Here is a 21,148-nt window from a genome sequence, read left to right as displayed (position 1 = left end):
ATATTTAGTACCTAAAGGCACATTTCAATACTTTCAACTCTTGATTAGTATTAATTATAAAATTAGTTAATTAACGCTTTCGATAAATAATTTAGTTTAATACAAACAAATTCATTTTAATATTTCCTTTTCCAGATTAGGTAAAATTTAAAACAAAAAAACTATCCTTTAAAAATCAGTATTTTATGTTTAACGTGGAACAATTATCAATTCTCAAAAGTTCTCAAAAAATAATTAATTCTATTTTACATAATGTTAATTTACAAATCTAAAATCTAAAATCTAAAATCTAAAATCTAAAATCTAAAATCTAAAATCTAAAATCAATTTATGCTGGCCTTGAACATTTTAAGTTCATCCCAAGTAAATTCGTCTCCGTGTTTTTCTTTCAGCGGACTTAAAGATTCTTCCTGATAGAATTGAAAAGCTTCACGCAATGCCAGTATTTTATCATAAGACAAGACATCTGAAATCTCCACTTTTTTTGCCTGAATTAGTTTAACCAAATGCGATTCTACCGTTTGAACAGTTAGTTTTCTCATTCGCGCAATATCTTCAATCGAATTTTTTGCAAGCCACAAATCATGGGTTTCTTCTACGGTTGTTTTCTTTTCCGCCTTTGGTACCGTTTTATCCAATTTTCTTGCCGTATAACGAACTACAGGCTCTTCAGATTTAAAAATATCCGTGTTCGCCATATTGAATTCCTCTCGGATCTTGGCAATCTTGTCTAATTTGTAGTTTTTAATCGCTGTAGACGACAATTTTTCTTTACATATGGTTTCTCCTGCAACAACAATTTCTATTAGCAATTTGGCCTTCATTAAGCGTAAAACTGCTTTCGTTTGCAAATCGTCTAAAAAAGCCAATTCTTCATAGAACTCTTTAACCTTTTTGAATTTCTGAATTTCGGCCATTTTCTGCAAAAGATCCGTTACCAGTTTATCCATTGGTTTAAAGAAATAATCGTAAGCTGCCACTACCCTTTCCTGAACAAAGATCAAATCAACTGTTTCTTTATTGAAAATTTTATTGAGCTGATGAACGAATTTCTGCGAAGGATCAATCAAAGCATCAATCGTTTCTAAGCGTTTATGCGCCCAAACGGAATGTTTAGATTTTTCTGATGCAACTGCATTTTCATTATAGCTGAAACGGTGATTGCGCCATTCCTGAGATAAATCGGCCCAATTAAAACTGTTAATCAAATAGTTGTGAATAAAATTCTTGGTTTCAAAATGCAACGAATTTTTCAAGACGTCTTCTGTCGCTTTGTTTAAAGCATAATCCATCACATCTTGATCGTTCGAAATACCATTCATCTGCAGCGGAGAAAGCAAAATAAGCCCATTTAAGGACGTCAAACGCGATAATGCAACATATGCTTGTCCGGGTAAAAAAACTTGCGATACATCGAGCGCAGCTTTCTCAAAAGTTAAACCCTGACTTTTATGAACGGTTATTGCCCAAGCCAACTTTAACGGATAATGCGCAAATGTACCTAAAACCTCTTCTTCAACTTCCTTTGTGAGATCGTTTACTTTGTATCGAATGTTTTTCCACTCGTATTTTTCAACTTCAATTGTTTTGTCTTCTTCAGGAAAATGAATAAAAATTTCTTCCGCCGAAAGCGATTTTACAACTCCCATTTTTCCGTTGAAATAGCGCTTTTCAAAAGAAGCATCGTTTTTAACAAACATGACTTGTGCGCCAACTTTCAGTTTTAAATTTTCCTCTACAGGAAATATTTTTTCCGGAAAATCCCCAACAATAAAAGGCTGATAAGCAAACTCATTTCCAGCTAAATCACCAATTGCCAATTCGTTAATCGAATCAGCTTTAGCATTATGCGTTGTAAGAGTTATATATCCCGGATTATTTTTTAAGTCAAAATCGGGCTTTACATATTCGTTTAAAACCTGAACATCCTGAGGCGTAATCTGATTGTTTCTCAAGTTATTCAAAACCGAAATAAATGTATCATCTGACTGACGATAAATCTTTGAAAGTTCAATATACAAAGGCGGATTTTGCTGAATTACATGTGAATGAAAAAAGAATTTCCCTTTGTAATAATTGCGTAAAGTTCGCCATTCTTCATCCCTGATTACGGGCGGAAGCTGCAATAAATCTCCTATAAAAAGCACCTGAACGCCACCAAAAGCTTTCGTGTTTTTACGAACAGTCTGCATCATAAAATCGATCGCATCCAGCAAATCTGCACGTAACATACTGACTTCATCAATAATCAATAACTCCATGTTTTTGATCACATTACGCTTGACATTATTCATTTTGAAATGCCTGCGAAGTGTTTCTTTATTCTCGAATTTTACAGTTTCCGTAAACTGCGAAGCTTCTTCATAAGACGGAATAAATGCCGAAAATGGCAATTGAAACATCGAATGAATAGTGACTCCGCCGGCATTTAAAGCCGCAATTCCTGTTGGAGCAACAACTACAGTGTTTTTGTGCGTTGTGGCAATAATTTCGCGTAAAAGCGTAGTTTTTCCTGTTCCTGCTTTACCAGTCAGAAAGATCGATTTTTGTGTTTGATTGATGAATTGTAAGGTGTAAGCAGCTGCTTCTGAAACGTTTTGCATTGGGCGTGTATTGAAAGCTAAAAGTATCGCATTTTTATAAAAGAAAAAACCTAAATCTATACAGATTTAGGTTTTTAATTTAGTTAGTTAGTTTGGTATTATTTTTTAGCTTCTTCACCTGCTTTAGCAGCTGGTTTTTCGTCTGCTTTAGGTTCTGCTTTGTATTTATCGTTCAACGCTTTAATGATATCTTTTGTAATATCATATTTCTCTTCAGCGTATAAAATAGATGCTGCATCACCTGTTCCGTAGATATAAGAATAACCGTTTTTCTTACCGTACTCTTTGATGAATTTTTTAACTCCACTTACTAGAGAATCCATTTCAACACCACTTTCTTGTTGCAATTGTTGAGACAAAGCTTGTTGAGCATAACCCAATTGTTGTTCTCTTTTTTGCAATTCAGCACCTCTTTGTTGAGCCCAAGCCTGACCGTTTGCCTGTGCCTGACTTTGAAAACTAGCAGCGTCTTGTTTAAAACGCGTAATCTCAGCCTGTAGTTGTCTTCCCTTTTCCTCCGCTTGTGCTTTGTATTTTGCTTCAAGGTCTTTTGCTTCAGTGTACTCTTTCATTAAAACCGAAGTATCTACGTAAGCTGTTTTTACTTCCTTAACTTCTGCAGTTTTATTACATGAAACGGCGAAAATTGAAAGTGCGATAATTACTAATGCTTTTTTCATTTTTTGAATTTCTATTTTTTTTAATGTATTGAAGACAAAAATATAAAAAAATAAATAGCATCAACATAAAGTTTAAAAAATGCTAGAATTTTATCATATTGTTTTTATTTATCGAAAGAAAAATGTCAATAATTTAACACTATTAAAAGTGGCTTTCATAGCTTTTATTAGAAACACTTTCTCAAAAAAGACATATTTCGTCCTCGATTAAGCTAAAAAGTTGCCAGAAACAGGCTTATTTTGCGTTTTAGCCGTTTTTTAAAGTATAAAGTGAATGTTGAATGCTTTTTTTCATTTTTATGTTTTTGAAATTTATCACGACGACAAAAAAGTCGAAAAAATCATTTAATGTTTTGAAATTTTTAAAACCGAAATTCGATTAGCAATATTTTTTTAAATTCCAATTTTCTGAAAATATAAAATCTCATTTTCTATAAAATCAAAATTCCTGACAATTTTTAACCGCCATGATTTCAAAATTTAAAATCAGAAAAATTTAGTCGCAAAATTTCAAAAAATACCCGTTTTTTATAGTATTGTTTTTATTTATGGAACCTGTTTAAAGCATAAAAAACCACTATCAAAAGTGGCTTTTATAGCTTTAATTAGAGACGTTTTCTCGAAAAAGAGGATATTTCCCCTCACTTAAGCAGAAAAAACGCCAGAAACGCGCTTATTTTGCGTTTTAGCTGTTTTTTAAGACATAAATGTGCGATGAATACTCTTTTGTGCTGCTCGCTTTTAAATTTGATTTTAAACCCACAAAAAATGCACTCACATAATTCATTTTTCCGGTTTTGTATTTTTCAGATAATAAACTCACATAAAAAGAATCAAATTTCATTGGAAGCACTTTTTCCAATTTCATATCGACTTTTTCAAAAAGCGATTTGATAGCTTTTTTTGAAAAATGCCAAAAGTGAATTGGCACATCATAAGCTGCCCAAAATTCGTTATAATATTTTGCGTCGTAAGATTTGAAATTTGGAACCGCAATAATTAATGTTCCAGTTGGTTTCAATAAACGCTTCAATTCCTGAATTTGAAATTCTAAATTTGGAACGTGTTCTAAAACGTGCCACATCGTAATCACGTCAAAAGAATTATTTTCGAGTTCGCTGATTTCTTCCACGAAAGAAATTCCTTTTTGCTTTGCAATATTTTTTGCTCGCTCGCTTGGTTCCACTCCAACAGTTTTCCAACCGTCATTTTTTGCCGTCAATAAAAAATCTCCGGTTCCGGCACCAATGTCCAAAATTTTTCCTTTTTGAGATTGTTCAGCATTGATCAAATTCAGTTTATTTTTTAAAGCAATGTTTTTCACAAAGTGATATGCTTTTTCAAATAACGAACGTTTGTTGTCTGTGTGAGAAATATAATCTTCGCTTTCGTAATATCTTCCTAAATTTTGTAATTCAGGTTGCGGAGATGTAATCAACATGTCTAAAGTTTCGTCATGATACAATTCGAAAATTTCTTTAGACACAGAATGGTCTTTTACGGTAAGAAAATGTTTTTTGTTTAAAACGTCCATTTTTAAATTATAGGTATTTTGGTTTAATTTCATAGCAAACCCTAAAAGCAAAATTTCACTTTTAGGGCTTATTAATTTTTATATTTATTTTTTACTTCTATTCTTTCCAATTTATTTTTACAGCCGACATTTTTTCATTTTCAATTCTTGTCTCTGTAATTATTGCGAAACCATTTTTAATATAAAACGGCATTGGAGATTTATAAAAATTTCCATTTTGTTTTACTTCGTTTTCATGATCAATTACCCAACCATTCAAACTATTATTTTTAATCTTTATTTCATTCATCAAAAGTGAACCATTTCCTTTTCCTTGAATTTGACTATCCAAAATTATTGCAAACCAATTTTCATCTTCTCTTAAAAAAGTAAAAGTCCATCCATTTATTTTATTTGAATTATCAAGCAACAAATAATGTTTTGTATTTGAAAGTCCATTTAAATACAATTCAAAATCTTCAATAGTTTTCAAATGCAATTTTACTGGATATTCATTATTCCAAAGTTGCATTAAGGAATCTTTTTCTTCCAAAGACAAAACATCTTTTTCAATAATATTCATAGAAAACAATTTTCGATTTCTGAGTTTAGATTTTAGATTCTTTCCAAGATTTTATTAATTAGAAAATTTCATTTCAATATCGAGAAAAATTATTTTTATAGATTATGGAGTTACTCATGGAGATTCCCCGTTCCTCGGAATGACAAACTGTACCAAAATGATAATTCAGAATTAAACAGATTAAAAAAGCAATTTACTTTAAATTCGTTTCACGTGGAACAATTCAATCATTATCTATAACATTGCCATTTTCACCGTAGAGGCGCACAGCAGTGCGTCTAAATTCTGATAGTTCTTTTTTAATCAAACCGCATACTTTGCGTTAGATGCACTGCTGTGCATCTCTACAATATAACATGTCCGCAAACAAAAAAAATCTGCAACATTCAGTAATTCAAATTATCTTAAAAAATAGTTTCACGTGGAACAATTTAAAATCAGTCTCAGCTTTCAGTACCCAGCATTCACTGAAAACTAAAAACTGAGACTGATCACTTTTTACCTTCCCATATAAATCAACAATACGGAAATATCACTTGGTGACACTCCGCTTATTCTTGAAGCTTGAGAAATTGTCACAGGACGAATCTTGCTCAATTTTTGTTTTGCTTCAATTGACATTGATTTGATTTTGTTATAATCGAAATTCTCCGGAATTTTCACTTCTTCTAAACGAGTAAGTTTATCAGCGTTATTTCTTTCCTTTTCGATATATCCAGAATATTTAACCTGAATTTCGGCTTGTTCTAAAATCTCTTGATCTACATCATTCGATTCGATATACTCTTTTACTTTTTCAAATTTCAACATATCCTCCAATTCAATTTGAGGACGTGAGAAAACTTTAAACATTTTATCACCTTGCGTAATTGGAGCTGTTTCTTTCGCTTCCAAAATTGGATTTGTTTCTGCAACCGAAACACTCGTCTCTCTGAAGAAAGCAACCATCTTTTCAGATTCGTTTAATTTCTTTTCCATTCTTCGTAAACGAGCTTCAGAAGCCAAACCAATTTCATGCGACATTGGCGTTAATCTAAAGTCTGCATTATCTTGACGCAACAATGTTCTGTATTCTGCTCTTGACGTAAACATACGATATGGTTCTTCCGTTCCTTTCGTAATCAAGTCGTCAATCAAAACTCCAATATAAGCTTCATCACGTTTCAAAATCAATGGCGCTTTTTCATGCACTTTTAAATGCGCATTTATTCCTGCCATTAAACCTTGCGAAGCTGCTTCTTCATATCCTGTCGTTCCATTTATTTGTCCGGCAAAATATAAACCTTCAACTAACTTCGTTTCCAAAGTATGTTTCAATTGTGTTGGAGGGAAATAGTCATATTCGATCGCATAACCTGGACGGAAGAATTTCACATTTTCAAAACCTACAACTGAACGCAAAGCTTTAAATTGAATATCCTCCGGAAGCGAAGTTGAAAATCCATTCACATAAACCTCACAAGTATTCCAACCTTCCGGCTCAACAAATAATTGGTGACGCTCTTTATCAGCAAAACGATTAATCTTATCCTCTATCGAAGGGCAATATCTTGGACCGAGACTTTTGATTCTTCCGTTGAACATTGGCGAACGATCAAAACCTTCTCTTAAAATATCATGAACATCCAATGACGTGTACGTCATATAACAAGATCTTTGATTTGTTAACGGAACGGTTAAATCAGAATAAGAAAACTTATCCGGTTTTGCATCTCCTTTTTCTTCGTTCATTTTCGAATAATCCAAAGAACGTCCATCAACTCTTGGTGGCGTTCCTGTTTTCATTCTTCCTGATTCAAATCCGGCTTTCACCAAATCTTCGGTAATTCCAGTTGCAGCACTTTCGCCTGCTCTTCCTCCTCCGAATTGTTTTTCTCCGATATGAATCAAACCATTCAAAAAAGTTCCATTTGTCAACACAACAGATTTAGATCGAATCTCTACTCCCAATGAAGTTTTGATTCCTTTAATCTTTCCGTTCTCAATAATCAAACCTTTCACCATCTCTTGGTAGAAATCAAGATTTGGAGTTCCCTCCAACATCATTCTCCATTCTTCGGCAAAACGCATTCGATCACTTTGAACTCTTGGCGACCACATTGCTGGTCCTTTCGACTTGTTCAACATCTTGAATTGAATTGCCGTGCGATCGGAAACAATTCCCGAATATCCTCCAAGCGCATCAATCTCACGCACAATCTGTCCTTTTGCAATTCCTCCCATCGCTGGGTTGCAAGACATCTGCGCAATGTTCTGCAGACTCATGGTAACCAATAAAGTTTTTGATCCTAAATTTGCGGCCGCTGCCGCGGCTTCAGATCCAGCATGACCTGCACCAACTACAATAACATCGTATTCTTCTAAAAACATTTTGTTTTATTATTCTCTTCAAACCGTTTAAGGCGATTCTCAGAATTACTTTTTCAACTCTTTTTGTTCCACGTGGAACGGCGCTAACGCGCAAAATTCAAATATTCAAATTCAAGAACACAATCAAGAAAACCCAGATTTCGTCTTAAAAAGCTAAAATCTGTTCCACGTGGAACAGATTAAACAAACACATTCTTCACTCATTTGAGTAGAATTTTCTAAACAAAACTCCTGTTCCACGTGAAACATTCTTAATTCTTTTGAAAGAAAACCCAACTTAAAAATTCAAAACTCAATATAAAAATCAAAACACTGGTGATTTCAAAACTTTAAATTCAAGCCTCAAAATTTAAAAAACTGTTCCACGTGAAACACTATTCTTTCAGTTCCGAACATTCAAAATCTAAAATTTCACTCGTACAAACATATCTTGTTCCACGTGGAACGATTTAAAATTCAAATTTTCGATCACGAAAAATCAAAATCTAAACCGATTATTCTCTGTTCCACGTGGAACACTTTATACTAAATCTTATAAATTTCCAGATTCAACATCTCTGAATCTTTCAAAATCATACTTTATACGTTCCACGTGGAACGTATAAAATTTACAATTTTAAAAAATATTTCACGTGGAACGTTTGTAAAAATCTATGTATTTAGATAAACATGTTTCACGTGGAACATAAAGTTTTAAAAACTTAAAAGTGGTTTAATTACTGTTCCACGTGAAACATTGCAATCTTTTCATCTTCTTTTGAACGCATAAGTTCAGCTTCAGAATCACTCTTATCTTTGTATCCACAATAATGTAGTATACCGTGAGCAAGAACTCGTTTCAATTCTTCAATAAAAGAAACATTAAAATCCTTAGCATTATCCTCTACTCTTTCAACAGAAACAAATATATCTCCGTTTAATTCATTACCAACTGTGTAATCAAAACTGATAATATCTGTTAGTGTATCGTGATTTAGATATTCTACATTTATCTTATGAAGATATTCATCATCACAAAAAATGTAATTTATCTCACCTTCGTTTTTGTTTTCAGAAACGATTACAGCACTTAACCAATCTGCAAAGGCTTGTTCGTTATCTAAAGTAAATTCGGTTTCGTAAATAAAATTGATCATTTTGTATTAAAATATTCTTGAACTTTTTGATTAAAATTCGAGCGCAAAGGTAGTGATTGTCTATTTAAAATCTCCACACTGTTTAAATAATCCAAAAGTGAACTAGGTAAAGCATTCGTTCTATTAAAAAATTCAGCCTTGTTTGTTTCAGATTGACGCTTTGTATCTTGCCCCTGTTGCTGTACTGCATTGTTTAATTTTAATAATTCTTGTTGAATATTAAGTATTCTTTGCAAGTTTTCATTCTTAAAACCTTTATTTAAAAGTTGTTTTTCTGAAGCCTTCATTTGATCGATTACAGATTTACCTTGAGAATCTAATCCTTGTTTAGCTAATTCTTTCTGTAAAGCTTCACGAAGTTTTACTTGCTCTTTGTAAATTTCCATGATAGCCTCTGCATCTCCTTCTCCATCATTACCATCTTTATTATCGTCACCTTTACCTCCACTTTTATTTCCTTGTCCATTTTTTCCTTCTCCACCTTTTTCTTTACCGTCTTTTCCTTGTCCCTCTTTTCCTTGGCTTTCTTTTCCTTCTCCACTTTTTCCTTCGCCTGGTTTATTTCCGGGTTTCATTCCTTCTTTCATTTTGTCAGCAAGACCTTTTTGTTTTTGGATAATATCTGGCAATTGCATTCCTTGTCCGTCTCCAGGTTTTGGTTTTCCAGATCCCGGTTTAGACATCGACATTTGCATATTGTTTAATAAATCACTTAAAAAATCAGCCAACTTATTCGCTGACGAAACTGCATATTGTTGGTGCGAAACTCCTTTAGGAACTTGAACATCGCTTAAAGATTCAATTGCTTTATCTACATTATATTGTACGTTACCAATTTCTTTAGTTACATCTTCGGCAATTTTAGGATTACGAAGTGACATTGCAAACAAACTATCATCAACATATCTAAACTGTTGTTTCAAATTTTGCTGAACTTTTATGTTCTTCGTGAAAGCTGAAGAACCCAATTTCATAGATTTAAACTGTTTCATTACATCTTCCTGCGATAAAGAAAAAGCTAAAAGATTATCCAGAATCTGACGAAGCATTGCAACATCTTCTTCTAATTGTTCTTGCTCTCCGCCTTCCATTCCAGCATCCATTTGTTCAGCCATACTTTTCATTTTCTTAGCTGCACTTTTTTGTTTTGGCTTAGCCGAAGATGAATTCTTTTTACTCAATTCTTCAGAAGCTTTTTGCAAATCATTCTTCAAATCTTTCTCTTTAGAAGCATCATTCGGAATATCCAAAGGAGCTTTTAATGTCTTGTTTTCTTCTTTTAGATCTTTTAAATCTTCTTGAATTTTATCAAAAGCTTTATTAATATCCTCTTGTTTATCCTGAGTATTTTCTTTTTCTTTATTAGAAAGTTCCTCTTGCTTGTCTGCAAGTTTCTTTAATTTATCAGCAACTTGTTCTGCTTTTTTAGAAACATAAAAGCGTTTAGTTAACTCCACCAATTGCTCTAAATTGCGAGATTGATTCTTGCTGATTTGTTTGAACTTTTCCATTTTATCAAACAACTCTTCGCTGTTTAATTTATCATTTAAGTTCTTCAATTCATCCATCAACTTCTGATTCTTTTCTAAATCTTTCTCAGCATTCTCCAAACGTTTTTGCAAATCATCAGCAGTTTTGTCTTTCTTTTCAGATTGAAATTTGTCTAAGTTCTTGTTCATTTTCTCAGCAAACTGCTTCATCAATTCGTCTTGTTGTTTCTGACGTTTGATAAAATCGTTAACCTTTTGCTGATCTTTAAACTCTAAATTATCTTTCTCTTTTCCTGCTTTCTGAATCTTATCCATTTCAGAAAACTGCTTGGTTTGATTCTTTAAAGATTTTTCTAAACTATTGATATTATCATTTTGCTGCTGTAATTCCATATCATGAATTTCATCAGTAGTTGAAACACGGTCAGAAAAAACAGAAGACTTTGTACTCTTAAAACCATGAGGTGCATCGTTATCAAAAACCTCAAAATAGTATTCATAAGATACTCCTTCTTGTACAGCAAGATTACTTGGAAAGTTAAAAACAAACTGATCAAATACTCCAGACTTCACCGGAATAGTTCCACGCTTTGCAGTGTTTGGTTTGTTGCGTTCGTAATAAACAACTTGTAATTTAGACAAACCATAGTCATCTCCTAACCTTCCTAAAACATAATTTTTATCTAACTTCAAACTATCCGGAGCAGGCGAAACTGTAATAGTTGGATGCTGATCTTTGATAACTGACAACTGATAATCCAGTTTTTCGTAGTTTTTGACCTTATTATTTGAAGTAAGGATTTGATATTCTGTATTTTGACTGATGTTTTTAGCCAATTTAAACTCATTTTCGGCTTTATTAAACTTAAAAACTGAGTTTTCATCCTTCCAAACAATCTCCTGAGTCGATTGCGTATTCATTCTCCAAGTCACCAAAGTTCCTTCTGGTACAATTGCATTTCCTGTTCCCTGGATAGTTTCTGATTTCTTTTTTAGATAAGATGGAAAATTCAGAACCATTTCAAAGTTAGCAATTGATGGAACTGTGATTACTTTCAATTCATATTCTTCAGATGAAACTGAATTTCCTTCAAAAGAAAACTCCACATTTGAAACTGGTTTTTCAATCTTGAATTCAAACTTTCCCTGTTGAGAAGATTCCATAAAATAACTTTCGTTACCAATATGAATCATGACATTCTCCGGAACAACATTCCCAACAGATTCCATTTTCACAACAAAATCTTTGTTTTGTTCTGTTTGCAAATTAGCATTTAGAACTACAAATTTGAAAGGTGCCGGAGGTAAAAACGTCGCATTAAAATGTACTACTCTATTTAAACTTTGAGAAATTACATTGCTATTACCTGAAATATAAAACACAGCAAAAAGCAAAATTGGAACAATTGCTAATGGCAAATACTTTTTATTGGTTTTAAAATTGATAGCATTTCCAAACGGAATTGGTTGCAATGAATTTGCTTTTTGTTCTATCGAAGCCAACATCAACTCGGAGCTTTCTATCGAATTCTCAGACGCTGACAATTGTAAAAAGTTCGTTAGTTTATCACTTACTTCTGTAAAATGGTTTCCAATAATTGTTGAAGCTTGATTATAATCGATTCCTTTTTGAAGTTTGAACAACTTAAAAATCGGAAACAAAATAAAACGAAACAACAGGAAAACTTCTACTCCTATAAATATCCAGAATAATAATGTTCTTCCTAATGGTTTTAACCAAAGAAAATATTCAATAAAAAGCGTAAACAGAAAGTATAATAATCCGAAACCAATAAAAAGAAGTGATCCTTTTATCAATTCATTCATATAATATTTCTTTATAAATCCTTCTAACTTTTGGTATATAGCAGATGTTGTTTTCAATGTGAAACTGTTTTATTTATAACCCATAAAAGTAGTAATTATAAGTATAAGTTTGAAAGTCAAAAGTCGAAAGTCAAAAGTTACTATCTCAATGTAAAAGCTTTCAGACTTTCGACTTTTGACTTTTGACGAATGTTGTATCTTTGCATCAAAATTTAAACAAATGTCAAAGCAAGTTCGTGTGCGTTTTGCACCAAGTCCAACAGGACCTTTACATATTGGCGGAGTTCGTACTGCCCTATTTAATTATTTATTTGCCAAAAAAAATAATGGCGTTTTTTATCTAAGAATTGAAGACACAGATCAGACTCGTTTTGTTCCTGGTGCCGAAGCTTATATTATGGAAGCGCTTGAATGGTTGGGAATTTCCCCTGAAGAAACTGTTGGTAAAAATGAAAAATTTGGACCATACAGACAAAGTGATCGTAAGGAATTATACCAAACTTATGCTGATCAATTGATCAATTCTGGTTGGGCATATTATGCTTTTGATACTCCGGAAGCTCTTGATACTTTAAGAAAAGAACAAGAATCTGAAGGAAAAACATTTATCTACAATCACACAATTCGCGAAAAGTTAGATACTTCTCTGGTAATTTCTGCTGAAGAAGTTGCTAAAAGAATTGCAAATGGAGAACATTATGTAATTCGTTTTAAAACTCCAGTTGACGAAACTTTATACTTAAAAGATATAATTCGTGGAGATGTAAAATTCGAAACTAGTTTACTTGATGACAAAGTATTGTTTAAAAGTGACGGAATGCCAACATACCATTTAGCCAATATTGTTGATGATCATTTGATGGAAACTTCACATGTAATTCGTGGTGAAGAATGGTTGCCATCTATGCCTCTTCACGTTTTATTATACAGAGCTTTTGGTTGGGATGCTCCGGAATTTGCACATTTACCTTTGATTTTAAAACCAATTGGTAACGGAAAATTATCTAAAAGAGATGGTGATAAATTAGGTTTTCCTGTGTTTCCACTAGAATGGAAAACTGAAGAAGGAATTTCATCTGGTTACAGAGAGAAAGGATTTTTCCCGGAAGCTGTTATAAACTTCCTTGCTTTGTTAGGTTGGAATGATGGAACTGATAAAGAATTATTTTCGTTGGAAGAACTTGTAGAATCTTTTGACTTGAACAGAGTTCATAAATCTGGAGCAAAATTTGATCCTGAGAAAAACAAATGGTTCAATCACCAATATCTAATCAAACAAAATAATGAAGATTTAGCGAAGAGCTTCTCTCCTATTTTGGTAGAAAAAGGTGTTGATATTTCTAAATTTGATGTTACAAGAATTGTTTCTTTGATTAAAGAAAGAGCACATTTTGTTTCTGAATTTTGGGATTTAACTGATTTCTTTTTCCAGGCACCAACATCATATGATGAAAAAGCAAGTAAAAACTGGAAGGAAGAAACGCCGGCTTTAATGCAGGAATTGATTTCTACTCTTGAATATATTGATGGTTTTGATTCAGCAAATATTGAAGCAATCGTAAAAGATTGGTTAACCAAAAACGAAATCGGAATGGGAAAAGTTATGCAGCCTTTCCGCTTGAGTTTGGTTGGAGCTCTTAAAGGTCCTCACCTATTTGACATTGTAGAAATCATTGGAAAAGAAGAAACTATTTCAAGAATTCAGAAAGCAATTGCTACTTTATAAAAACAAAAAAGCTCCCAAATTGGGAGCTTTTTTTTATATGATTTTTAAATCTGCCATGACTTTAAATTCGCCTTCGGTTAATTGGTTTGACATATTTGCTCCCCAATTCATAGCTCCCGGCATATACAACCATAGGATTTCGTTTGTCTCACAATCAACAATAATTTTAAAATATACAATTGTAGACATTGAAACGAAAGGTGCATTTGACTTCACAATTCCATAAGGTGCAGTATATACAACAGCAGTATTTTTTGCTTTGTTAACAAGTGCATCGTTTAATTCAGCTTCAGGAACAAACTTCAAATCTCCACCATAATTTTTTATTGCTGCTTCCTTTGTTCTCCCCTTTGCCAACATATTATCTTCAACTAATAATGTCTTCCCTTTTAATTTAGAAACATTTTCTTTAGCCATTTTTTCAGCATACTTGTCAAAGTTTAAAACTTTATTATTAGCAATAATCCAATCTACATTAGCTTGCAAAATTGTTAAAGCATATTTATAATCTGCTTCAGATAAAGATTTATCATTATTTAAATTTCTTGATGGCAGATAAATCTTTGAATCAGTTTTAATAATATTACTTTCAATTCTTGTAAATGCAATCGCAGGAACATTTTGATTTGTTTTTACTCCCCAATACCCTTTATCATTTAGTTGAACTAATCTTAAAACAGCGTATGATTTATCTTTTGCTTTTTGCAAAGCTTTGATTTCTGTACTTGTTTTAAACTCCATTTTATCAGTGAATGTCCAATATTTTTGAGCGTAAATTTTAAAGTCTCTATTAAAATCAACTATAAATTTTTTGTAATCAGCTAGTTCGTCAGCTTTCTTTGGTTTATCCAATTTCTTTAAAATATCCTCATCTTCTTCAATAACTTCAACAAGTAGCGGGCGAGTTTTCAATTGTTTTAATTCATCAGGATCTGCATAAAAACTAACATTAATCTGAGCTTTAGAAGCGAAAGACGTTAACAATAAAAAGCAAAATAGAATTTTTTTCATAAGTTTTGTTTTGGTTAAATTTTAAACCAAAAATAGAATAAATTTTAACAGAAAAAATCCTCTAAAGAAAATATATAGATAATCAAACTAATTATATTATTTGTATTTTTAAAGATTAATAAAAACTTAATCAATATCATCATGGGTACAGCATTTATTATCCTAATAGTCTTCGCACTATTTATTTTTATGTCTTCATTTTTTACTGTAAAACAACAATCATCAGTAATTATAGAACGATTTGGAAAATTCCACAGTGTTAGAAATTCAGGATTACAACTAAAAATTCCGCTAGTAGACAGATTGGCCGGACGTGTAAATCTTAAAATTCAACAATTAGATGTTATCATCGAAACTAAAACCAAGGACAACGTTTTTATCAAAATGAAAGTTTCGGTTCAGTTCAAAGTGATTCAGGATAAAGTATATGACGCATTTTATAAATTAGAATATCCTCACGATCAAATTACTGCTTACGTATTTGATGTCGTTCGTGCCGAAGTTCCTAAACTAAAATTGGATGACGTTTTTGAAAGAAAAGATGATATTGCAATTGCTGTAAAAAGAGAATTGAATGAAGCAATGACTACTTACGGATATGATATTATCAATACTTTGGTTACTGATATTGATCCGGACATTCAGGTAAAAAATGCAATGAACAGAATCAACGCTGCCGACAGAGAAAAAACTGCTGCCGAATTTGAAGCTGAAAGTTCAAGAATCAGAATCGTTGCAAAAGCAAAAGCTGAAGCCGAAAGTAAACGCTTGCAAGGTCAAGGTATTGCAGATCAACGTCGTGAAATTGCCAGAGGTCTTGTAGAAAGTGTTGAAGTTTTAAACAATGTTGGTATAAATTCTCAAGAAGCTTCTGCCCTAATTGTAGTAACTCAGCATTATGATACACTTCAAGCAATTGGTGCTGATGCAAATTCAAACTTAATTTTGCTGCCAAATTCTCCTCAAGCCGGAAGTGATATGTTGAATAATATGGTTGCATCTTTCACAGCTTCAAATCAAGTTGGTGAAATGATGAAGAAAAACAATAAAAAAATAGTGAAACCAAAACCAATTGAACCTCAATCTGGTTATGAAGATGACATTCAACCGGAAGTAAAATAATTATAGAAAACAAAAAAGAGGCTTATTTGCCTCTTTTTTTATTGATAAACCAACCTATAATATAGGGTAAAATTGATTGTAAAATTTGCGGATATGACCTGGTGAAATATTCTTTATAAGAAGAAAGAACGCCACTAAGAATATTATGAGGTGTAATTGATTCTTTAGTTTTTTGAAAACTTAAAACCAATTTCTGATAATTAATTTCTTTTTCTAATTTCAGAATTTCCAAATCTCTTTCGATTTCTGCGTATGATGAGTATTTTTTAGTTTCCATAATTAGTCATTAAAAAAGATTTCTGAAAATTTTTCCAAAATTGGACCTTCAACAAACTTATCTTTTATGAAGAAAATTAGAATTGTCACTACAAGATAGATCCCTCCTACTGTCAAAAATCCTAAAGTATAACTACCAAATAAAGTACTAAAAGCAAATCCCGCAGCAACCGATCCAAATAGTAAAACCATACTTAAACCTAACAAAATCAAAATAAACTTAAAAATTAAAGTTGTTGATTTCATCGCAACCTTAAAACCCCAAAGCTTATAATAAGCTAAATGACTTTCCAGGTAAACTTTAGCCTGATCCTGAATGTTTTCAGTATTTTCTTTAAATTCTTCAAAAGCCATAATTGTAATTTTAGTTTAAAAAAGAAGCACAAAACTCATGATTAATAAACAACTACATTTTGAATATCTAATAATTAAAATAATCAAAACTATTGTCAAAAATCAAATTGAGCTTTGTGCTTTTTGTATTATTATTTTTGAAGTTTAGCGTTTTGTGCTTTCAAATCAGCCAGTTTAGATTCCAAAAAACTGATAACCTCTTCTGTTTTATAACTCATATTTGAAAGTAATTCTCCATAAGTTCCATCTAAATTTTCTTTAGCATGTGTAAATTTTTCACGTAACACTTCAGAACTTGCAGAAAGTGTATCCTTCAAATTATGTGTTGCGTCATCTAAACCTTCCTTAAGTTTAGCACGAGTTTTAGATCCTTTGTCAGGAGCAAATAAAATTCCAATCGCTGCACCAGCAGCCGCAGCACCTAATATTGCTGCTACTGTATTTAAGTTCTTTGACATAATATTAAAATTTAAATGATTAATAAAGGTACTCTTTTTTTAAATTATAAAATACTGACTAAATATTTTTTAATAAGATTTAACACTAAATTTAATACACATAAGCTACAGCTTCATATTTTCCATCTGCTTTTTCAACAATGCTTACAAACGGATATCCACTTGAAGCCGATTGAGTTTTGATTCTCAAAGCAGTATTCTGCTGATTTGCAATTGGCGGCTCCCCTTTTGTCTTTGTCGAGACTCCCGAAAAATTAGCAACTTGTTTTAAACCTATTGTTTTTTCCTGGGGCAAAACTGTAACGAATTTATAATCTGATTTTGAATCTACTATTACTTTATCAGATATTTTTTGAATTTTATTTGTTTGTTTATTTGTTAATTGTGAAACAGCAAATTTGCTAATTTTATGTTCTTCAGCACTTCCATTAAAAGAATAATAAACCAAATCATTTTCTAGTTTAATAAAATTAACATCAAGTTGTTCACCATTATGTTTTGTAATTTGATGTGTTTGAGAAAATGCAATATTTGCAAATAAGATCGATAGCGTAAAAATGATACTTTTCATAAGTAAATAAATTTTAAATTTTTAAATTGTTTATAGTCAAAAGATGAAAATCAAAATTTGAAACTATTAGCAAAAAAATAATTCTATGATATTTTACAATTATGAAATCATCCTGAAAAAATACTTTTACGCTGAAGTATTATCAAAATCAAATCACAATAAAAATTAGAACATAAAATAATTGACGAGAATTCACATTTAGAATTAAAAACTAAAATCAAAAACTATTCATTTTCAAACTTTAGCAAAACTCAATTTTGATTCTCTACTTTCATTTCAAATTATTGAAAAAATTTTTCACATTTGACAGTTGGATAAAAATACTAACTTTATAAACAATTGTATGTTAATAACCAGTTAAACTGAGAAAAATTAGATCAAAAGTTAAAATAAAGATCTAAAATCAACGATTATTCAAAAGATGAGTTAAGAGATGGAAGAAACTAAAAATTGTCTTAAAATTAATTTATGAAGGTCAATTTTAATCTAAAATATTTATAATTTATACATTTTTAATAGATTTAAATAATAATAATTAAAATACTAGAAATTATAAAACATCATAACTAAAATTAATAATATAGAAATTTTGTCTTTTTTGATTAAAAAATCAATTATCATCCAAACTTTCATTCGAAAATATAAAACTGGTCATATTCTTAACTTTATAAACAATTCGTTGTTAATAAATTTGAAAATAACGTAAAACAAGCCTTAAAATTAAAATAAAGCTCATTTTTTAACGATAATATAAAATATGAGTTAAGAGATGGAAGAAGTAAAATTTTAGCTTAAATTAAATTTATGAAGGTCACTTTTAATCTAAAATAATTATAAAATTTATTTTTTCAATAGTTTTTAAATATAATAAACAAAATATTAAAAATTTAAAAATATTATAATTAAAATTGATACTACACAAGTTTTACTTTTTAAACCGAAAATTTTAATCTAAAATTGAAAAATGGCCATATTCTCAACTTTATAAACAATTCGTTGTTAATAAGCTGTAAAGTACCCAAAAATAAAGCCTAAAATTAAAATAAAGCTTATTTTTTAACGATAATTCAAAAGATGAGTTAAGAGATGGAAGAAGTAAAATTTTAGCTTAAAATTAATTTATGAAGGTCGTTTTTAATCTAAAATATCTATAAATTTTATATTTTCAATAGTTAATATAAATAATAAAAAAAGCGCTTTTTATAAGCGCTTTTTAATAGATTATAATTATCTTATTTTTTTAGTAACTCGGCAAGAATTTCAATTTCTCTTTCCGAAGCATTTTTTGGTGGATTTGTATTTAATTTCAAAATTTCTTCCTCAAATTGATTTCTGAAACTTTCATTTTCTAAATCTCTTAAATTCAAAAGAGCTTTTGATCGAACATAAGTTGATTCACTTCTAAGAGACATTGTATATAATTTTTTAATATCATCTTCTTCAAAATCCTTAGATTTCAAAATTGAATATTTCAAAATAAATTGAGCAAACAACAATGAACCTTTATTGTTGTTGATATTCTTCTTTAATGAATTTTGTAATAAAGAGAAACTTGAAACATTTTTGATGCTCTCCCCTATTGCACTTTCAATTGCAATACGTTCCGGTTTAGTCTCAACTTTAAAATATTTATTGATATCTTTTAAAGAATTATTGATACTGTTTTCTTCTTTTTTACCTTTTTCTTCCCAGGCATCTTTAAGTCCAACTGTTTTGTTAAACACTAATTTTGAAGCAGTTGAATCTTTATCAACAGTAAAATAACCTAAACGTTGAAACTGAAATTTATCTTCATTTTGAGCTGTTGATAAACTTGGTTCAACAAATCCTTTTATGATTTCTAATGAATTTGGATTCACAAAATCCAAGAAATTTTTGTCTTTATAACTGTCCGGAGCTTCATCTGTAAACAAACGATCGTACATACGAACTTCTGCTTCAATTGCATGCGGAATAGAAACCCAATGCAATGTTCCAGACACTTTTCTTTGACTTGCTTCTGTCCCACTTCCGCTCAAAGAATCAGTATCATAAGTTACATGAATCTCAGTAATATTTCCTTCAGCATCTTTTATAACACTTTCTCCTTTAATGATATACGCATTTTTAAGACGTACTTCTTTTCCTAAAGTCAAACGGAAAAACTTCGCTGGAGCTTCTTCAAGAAAATCTTCTCTTTCGATATATAATTCACGAGAAAAAGGTACTTTTCTGAAACCTGCATTCTCATCTTCCTGGTTATTTTCGGCTTCAAGCCACTCTTCTTTTCCTTCAGGATAATTTGTAATTACCAATTTTACAGGATCTAAAACTGCCATTACACGAGGTGCAATTTTGTTCAAATCTTCACGAATACAAAATTCTAAAACCGATACATTGATCAAATTATCACGTTTTGCAATACCAATTGTATTGGCAAAATTACGTAAAGATGCAGCTGTATAACCACGTCTTCTTAATCCAGAAATGGTAGACATTCTTGGATCATCCCAACCGTTAACATGCTTTTCTTTAACTAGTTGCTGTAACTTTCTTTTACTAACAACGGTATGTGATAAGTTACGTCTTGCAAATTCTCTTTGCTTTGGACGTAGTTTATTTTCGTCTAAAATCTGATCTAAAAACCAATCGTATAATTCACGGTGAGGCAAAAATTCAAGTGTACAAAATGAGTGTGAAATCTCTTCTAAATAATCACTTTGTCCATGTGCCCAATCGTACATTGGATAAATTTTCCAATCATCTCCGGTCCTATGATGATGTCTGTGTAAAATTCTATACATGATAGGATCACGCATCAACATATTAGTTGATTTCATATCTATTTTTGCACGAAGAATGTGAGTTCCAGCCTCAAATTCACCGTTTTTCATTCTTTCGAATAAATCTAAATTCTCTTCAACAGAACGATTTCTATATGGAGAATCAGTTCCTGTTGTAGATGGAGTTCCTTTTTGAATCGCCATATCTTCAGAAGATTGACTATCAACATAAGCTTTATCTTTCTTAATCAATAAAACTGCCCAATCATACAATTGCTGAAAATAATCTGAAGCATAACGTTCTTCTGCCCAGGTATAACCCAACCATTCAACATCTTTTTTAATGGCGTCAACAAATTCCTGTTCTTCTTTTTCAGGGTTTGTATCATCAAAACGTAAATTCACAGGAGATTGATAATCAATTCCTAAACCAAAATTTAATGCAATAGAACTCGCATGACCAATGTGTAAATAACCATTAGGTTCTGGTGGAAAACGAAAGTGAAGCTTATTTTGTGATAGACCTGATTTAAGATCTTCTTCTATGATTTGTTCAATAAAATTGAGTGATTTCTCTTCTGATGCCATTATTTTATAGTAATTTTAGCAAAGATAAAAAAATAGATGATAGATCGAGGATTAGGGTTAAGAGACTTTAAATTAAAT

At 31.2% G+C, this 21,148-nt stretch carries 15 protein-coding genes; 2 read left to right on the top strand and 13 right to left on the bottom strand.

Features of this window, described 5'->3' with window-relative positions:
* Positions 1-323 precede the first annotated feature (323 nt).
* The 7 genes from C8C83_RS09225 to C8C83_RS09195 all read right to left on the bottom strand — a co-directional run bounded on the left by C8C83_RS09225 (position 324) and on the right by C8C83_RS09195 (position 12,259).
* Positions 324-2,603 carry a helix-turn-helix domain-containing protein gene (locus tag C8C83_RS09225; RefSeq protein ID WP_121328031.1) on the bottom strand — a complete coding sequence of 760 codons (2,280 nt, stop codon included), beginning with the start codon at positions 2,601-2,603 and terminating at the stop codon, positions 324-326.
* Between the two features lie 98 nt (positions 2,604-2,701).
* Entirely contained in the window at positions 2,702-3,283 is a 582-nt protein-coding gene (locus C8C83_RS09220; RefSeq protein ID WP_121328029.1) for an OmpH family outer membrane protein, read from the bottom strand.
* A gap of 685 nt (positions 3,284-3,968) precedes the next feature.
* Positions 3,969-4,817, bottom strand: coding sequence for a class I SAM-dependent methyltransferase (locus C8C83_RS09215; protein ID WP_121330000.1), 849 nt, complete (start codon positions 4,815-4,817; stop codon positions 3,969-3,971).
* A gap of 97 nt (positions 4,818-4,914) precedes the next feature.
* On the bottom strand, positions 4,915-5,379 hold the full coding sequence (locus C8C83_RS09210) for a hypothetical protein (RefSeq protein ID WP_121328027.1): 465 nt from the start codon (positions 5,377-5,379) through the stop codon (positions 4,915-4,917).
* Positions 5,380-5,877: 498 nt separating this feature from the next.
* Positions 5,878-7,749 carry a tRNA uridine-5-carboxymethylaminomethyl(34) synthesis enzyme MnmG gene (gene mnmG / locus C8C83_RS09205; RefSeq protein ID WP_121328025.1) on the bottom strand — a complete coding sequence of 624 codons (1,872 nt, stop codon included), beginning with the start codon at positions 7,747-7,749 and terminating at the stop codon, positions 5,878-5,880.
* 716 nt (positions 7,750-8,465) lie between these two features.
* Positions 8,466-8,885, bottom strand: a complete 420-nt coding sequence (gene ybeY / locus C8C83_RS09200; RefSeq protein WP_121328023.1) for an rRNA maturation RNase YbeY — start codon at positions 8,883-8,885, stop codon at positions 8,466-8,468.
* On the bottom strand, positions 8,882-12,259 hold the full coding sequence (locus tag C8C83_RS09195) for an O-antigen polymerase (RefSeq protein WP_132011733.1): 3,378 nt from the start codon (positions 12,257-12,259) through the stop codon (positions 8,882-8,884). Before C8C83_RS09195 ends, ybeY begins: the two co-directional genes overlap by 4 nt.
* Positions 12,260-12,422: 163 nt before the next feature.
* Between C8C83_RS09195 and gltX the strand changes: the two genes are divergently transcribed.
* Complete coding sequence (gltX, locus tag C8C83_RS09190; RefSeq protein ID WP_121328021.1) at positions 12,423-13,928, top strand: glutamate--tRNA ligase; 1,506 nt, start codon at positions 12,423-12,425, stop codon at positions 13,926-13,928.
* 33 nt (positions 13,929-13,961) lie between these two features.
* Here gltX and C8C83_RS09185 read toward each other — a convergent pair whose 3' ends face one another.
* Positions 13,962-14,939, bottom strand: coding sequence for a hypothetical protein (locus C8C83_RS09185; RefSeq protein ID WP_121328019.1), 978 nt, complete (start codon positions 14,937-14,939; stop codon positions 13,962-13,964).
* Between the two features lie 141 nt (positions 14,940-15,080).
* On the opposite strand from C8C83_RS09185, the gene C8C83_RS09180 reads away from it, so the two are divergent.
* Complete coding sequence (locus tag C8C83_RS09180) at positions 15,081-16,061, top strand: SPFH domain-containing protein (protein WP_121328017.1); 981 nt, start codon at positions 15,081-15,083, stop codon at positions 16,059-16,061.
* Between the two features lie 22 nt (positions 16,062-16,083).
* Here the strand turns inward: C8C83_RS09180 and C8C83_RS09175 are convergent, their stop codons facing one another.
* From C8C83_RS09175 to C8C83_RS09155, 5 genes are all read right to left on the bottom strand, one after another.
* Positions 16,084-16,338, bottom strand: coding sequence for a DUF6327 family protein (locus C8C83_RS09175; RefSeq protein ID WP_121328015.1), 255 nt, complete (start codon positions 16,336-16,338; stop codon positions 16,084-16,086).
* A 2-nt stretch (positions 16,339-16,340) separates the two neighbouring features.
* A complete protein-coding gene (locus tag C8C83_RS09170; RefSeq protein ID WP_121328013.1) occupies positions 16,341-16,691 on the bottom strand; it encodes a competence protein in 351 nt (116 codons plus the stop codon).
* A gap of 131 nt (positions 16,692-16,822) precedes the next feature.
* A complete protein-coding gene (locus tag C8C83_RS09165; RefSeq protein ID WP_121328011.1) occupies positions 16,823-17,149 on the bottom strand; it encodes a YtxH domain-containing protein in 327 nt (108 codons plus the stop codon).
* A 91-nt stretch (positions 17,150-17,240) separates the two neighbouring features.
* Positions 17,241-17,720 carry a hypothetical protein gene (locus tag C8C83_RS09160; protein ID WP_121328009.1) on the bottom strand — a complete coding sequence of 160 codons (480 nt, stop codon included), beginning with the start codon at positions 17,718-17,720 and terminating at the stop codon, positions 17,241-17,243.
* Between the two features lie 1,232 nt (positions 17,721-18,952).
* Positions 18,953-21,070 (bottom strand): glutamine--tRNA ligase/YqeY domain fusion protein, encoded by a 2,118-nt coding sequence (locus C8C83_RS09155; RefSeq protein ID WP_121328007.1) that lies wholly within the window; start codon positions 21,068-21,070, stop codon positions 18,953-18,955.
* Positions 21,071-21,148 lie beyond the last annotated feature (78 nt).

This window comes from Flavobacterium sp. 90, assembly GCF_004339525.1.
Classification (GTDB): domain Bacteria; phylum Bacteroidota; class Bacteroidia; order Flavobacteriales; family Flavobacteriaceae; genus Flavobacterium.
Note: the sequence above shows the minus strand (reverse complement) of the source record. Positions and strands in the feature narration are given on the sequence as shown.